The organism is Thermoanaerobaculia bacterium (genome assembly GCA_035717485.1).
GTDB lineage: Bacteria > Acidobacteriota > Thermoanaerobaculia > UBA5066 > DATFVB01 > DATFVB01.
The window spans coordinates 1-3,099 of sequence record DASTIQ010000308.1 but is presented as its reverse complement, the minus strand read 5'-3'; the positions used below and the strand labels follow the sequence as shown (position 1 = coordinate 3,099).

Here is a 3,099-nt window from a genome sequence, read left to right as displayed (position 1 = left end):
GAACCATTGCGCCGGCTCCTCCCGAATGATCGCCTCCACCGCGCGGGCGACCTCGCTCATGACCCGCGGGGCATCCTGGTCCGCGGGAACGCGCGGATCGGCCTCGATCGGCTCTCCGAGCGCGCCGCGATAGGTGCCGTCGGCGTTTCGCAGGAAGAAACAGGGGAGGAGGGCGCACGCGCAGAAGCGCGCGAGGAGGGCGGGGGAGCGCAGAAAAGGCGTCGGGCGGCCGAAGAAAGGGACCACAACGGCATCCTCGGCATAGGCGCGGTCGGCGGCGAGCGCGACGACGCGTCCCGCGTCGACGGCGGCGCGGACCCGGAGGGCGGTTCCGACCGTCGAGCCGATGTCGATCGATTCGACGCCCAGGCGCTCCCGGATCGCGAGACGCATCGCGTGCACGGCCGGATCGAGCTCCGGCTGACCCAGGACGGCGGCGGGAAGGCCGACCGCGCGGAGCGCCGCGGCGCCCATCTCCCAGTTCCCGACGTGGGCGGACGCGAGGAGGAAGCCGCGCCCTCCCCGGGCGAGCGCGCGAAGGACGGCGGCGTCGTGCCCGAGAGTGGTCATTCGGGGCGCGAGCTCCGGAGCGCCGCTCCGGAGCCGCCAGAGATCGACGGTGGTCAGGCCGTACTGGCGAAAGACCTCACGGGCCAGTCGTCGCGCGGCGGCGCGAGGCAAGCCGAGCGCCGTCTCGAAATTCGAGGCCACGTCCCGTACGGTTCCGCGGAGAACCCGCACCGCGATCGCGTTCCCGACCGTCGAGATCGCGCGGAGGACCGCCAGAGGGAGCCGCGTCCCGCCATGAAGGAGCGCGCCGTAGACCGTCCGGTTCGAGAGCCCGTGGCCCACCCACTTCCTCAGCGAGCGCGCCGGCGATCCGGAGGACGACGAAGGAACGGGCGGCATCCGTTCAGTCTACAATCCGCTCTCCAGGGCATGAAGATCCTGCTGATCCGGCCCGATCCGGGCAACGAGCGATTCGGCCTCGGGCCGTTCTTCCGGGTCGAACCCCTCGGCCTCGAATACATCGGCGCGGAGCTCCTCCGTCGGGGCCACGAGACCGAGATCGTCGACGCGCGCTTCGAGCCCGCCGTCGCCCGCCGCGCGCGGCGCCTCGGGCCCGCGCTCGTCGGGATCTCGGGGATGCACGCGCTCGAATACGACCAGGTGCTCGCCGCCGCGCGGGCCGTCCGCCGGGTCGCTCCCGATGCCTTCATCGTCGCGGGAGGGCACGCCGCGGCGGCGTATTCCGACCCGCTCGAAACCGCCGAGCTCGACGCCATCTGCACCGACGACGGAGAGGAGATCTTCCCGGCGCTCGCGGATGCCCTCGACGCGAACAGGCCGCCCGCGACCGTTCCGGGGCTCCGGCTCCGCCGGGGAAACGGCTGGACGGCGACGGGCCCGGTCGAGGACCGCCCGGCCCTCGATGCGGTGCCCCTTCCGGCGCGGGAGCTCGTGGGCCGCTACCGGAATCGCTATCACTGCCTGCTCTTCAAGCCGGTGTGGCTGATCGAAACCGCCCGCGGCTGCCCGTTCCGGTGCAGCTTCTGCTCGGTCTGGCAGCTGTACGGCAGGAGCTTCCGCGAACGCGCGATCGGAACGGTCGCGGACGACTTCGAGAGCGCGGGCGAGAACGTGTTCGTCGTCGACGACCTGTTCTGGAATCACCCCGACCGGAGCCGCGCCCTCGCGCGCGAGCTCAAGCGCCGAGGCGTCCGGAAGCGGTGGATGCTCGTGCAGACCCGGACCGACCTCGTCTGCCGGCATCCGGATCTCCTGACGGAGTGGCGCCCGCTCGCGAAGGACTTCGACATCTTCTTCGGCCTCGAGGCGGCGAGCGATTCCGCTCTCCGGGGCGTCACGAAGGACGCGACGGCGAATCAGAGCGTCGAAGCCGCCCGGCTCGCGCGCGGGCTGGCGTTCGGCGTCACCGGGAACTTCCTCGTCGACCCGGACTGGGAGGAGGAAGACTTCCGCGAGCTGTGGGACTTCGTCGCGACGCACGGGTTCCAGCGGGCGGGCTACACGATCCTCACGCCGCTTCCCGGCACCGAGCTCTTCCGCCGCGCCGAGGATCGGCTCCGCGGGCAGCCGTGGTTCAAGTTCGACATGAGCCACGTGCTCTGGGAGCCGCGGCTCGGCGCGCGGCGATTCTTCGAGCTCTACGCCGAAACCTGGCAGCGGTCGATCCTGAACACGGCGGGGGAGAAGCGCTGGATCGACTGGGTGCGGCAGGTCCGTCCCTCGCAGGTCCCGTACCTCCTGAGGGTGCTCGCGCGGACCCAGCGCATGATGAGGCCGGAGGCGTACCTGCGGGAGCACGGCGAACGGTCGAGCGGGAGCGCGGCCGTCGTGGGAGGTCCCGTGATCGAGGGGGCTTAGGAGCCGGCTAATCCCTCAGCCGCAGCATCCCCGCCGCCGCTCCCCGCGTCGGCGCCGCCGGCTCCGGCTCCCCGAGCTCCCGGCGGCTCTCCGGGCGGCGCCGCGGCCGCTCGAACCGGTGCCGCATCTTCTCCATGGAGATGTAGAAGACGGGCGTCACGTACAGGGTCAGGAGCTGAGAGAAGACGAGCCCGCCGACGACCGACAGGCCGAGTGGCCGCCGCGCCTCGGCGCCGGCGCCCCAGCCGAGCGCGATCGGCAGCGTGCCGACGAGGGCGGCCATCGTCGTCATCATGATGGGCCGGAACCGTACGAGGCACGCCTCGTACATCGCGTCGGCCGACGACTTGTGCTCCTTCCGCTGCGCCTCGATCGCGAAGTCGATCATCATGATGCCGTTCTTCTTCACGATCCCGACGAGCATGATGATCCCGACGAAGGCGTAGATCGAGAGCTCCGTGTGGAACAGGAGGAGCGTCACGAGCGCGCCGAAGCCGGCGAACGGCAGGGCGGAGAGGATCGTCAGCGGGTGGATGAAGCTCTCGTACAGGATTCCCAGCACCATGTAGATCACCAGGATCGCCATGAGAAGCAGCATGCCGAGCCCCTGGAACGACGACTGGAACGCCTGGGCGGTGCCCTGGAAGCTCGTGCTGATCGTGGCGGGCAGCACCTGCCTGGCGAGCTTGTCGACCGATGCCACCGCCTCGC

Annotated in this window: 3 protein-coding genes; 1 reads left to right on the top strand and 2 read right to left on the bottom strand. The window is 70.9% G+C overall.

What is annotated here, in order from left to right:
- A partial coding sequence (locus tag VFS34_16145) for a lysophospholipid acyltransferase family protein (protein ID HET9795984.1) occupies nucleotides 1-909 on the bottom strand: 909 nt, incomplete at its 3' end.
- 30 nt (nucleotides 910-939) lie between these two features.
- On the opposite strand from VFS34_16145, the gene VFS34_16140 reads away from it, so the two are divergent.
- Nucleotides 940-2,388: a radical SAM protein gene (locus VFS34_16140; protein ID HET9795983.1), complete on the top strand. Its 1,449-nt coding sequence runs from the start codon at nucleotides 940-942 to the stop codon at nucleotides 2,386-2,388.
- A 7-nt stretch (nucleotides 2,389-2,395) separates the two neighbouring features.
- Here the strand turns inward: VFS34_16140 and VFS34_16135 are convergent.
- A partial coding sequence (locus VFS34_16135; GenBank protein HET9795982.1) for an efflux RND transporter permease subunit occupies nucleotides 2,396-3,099 on the bottom strand: 704 nt, incomplete at its 5' end.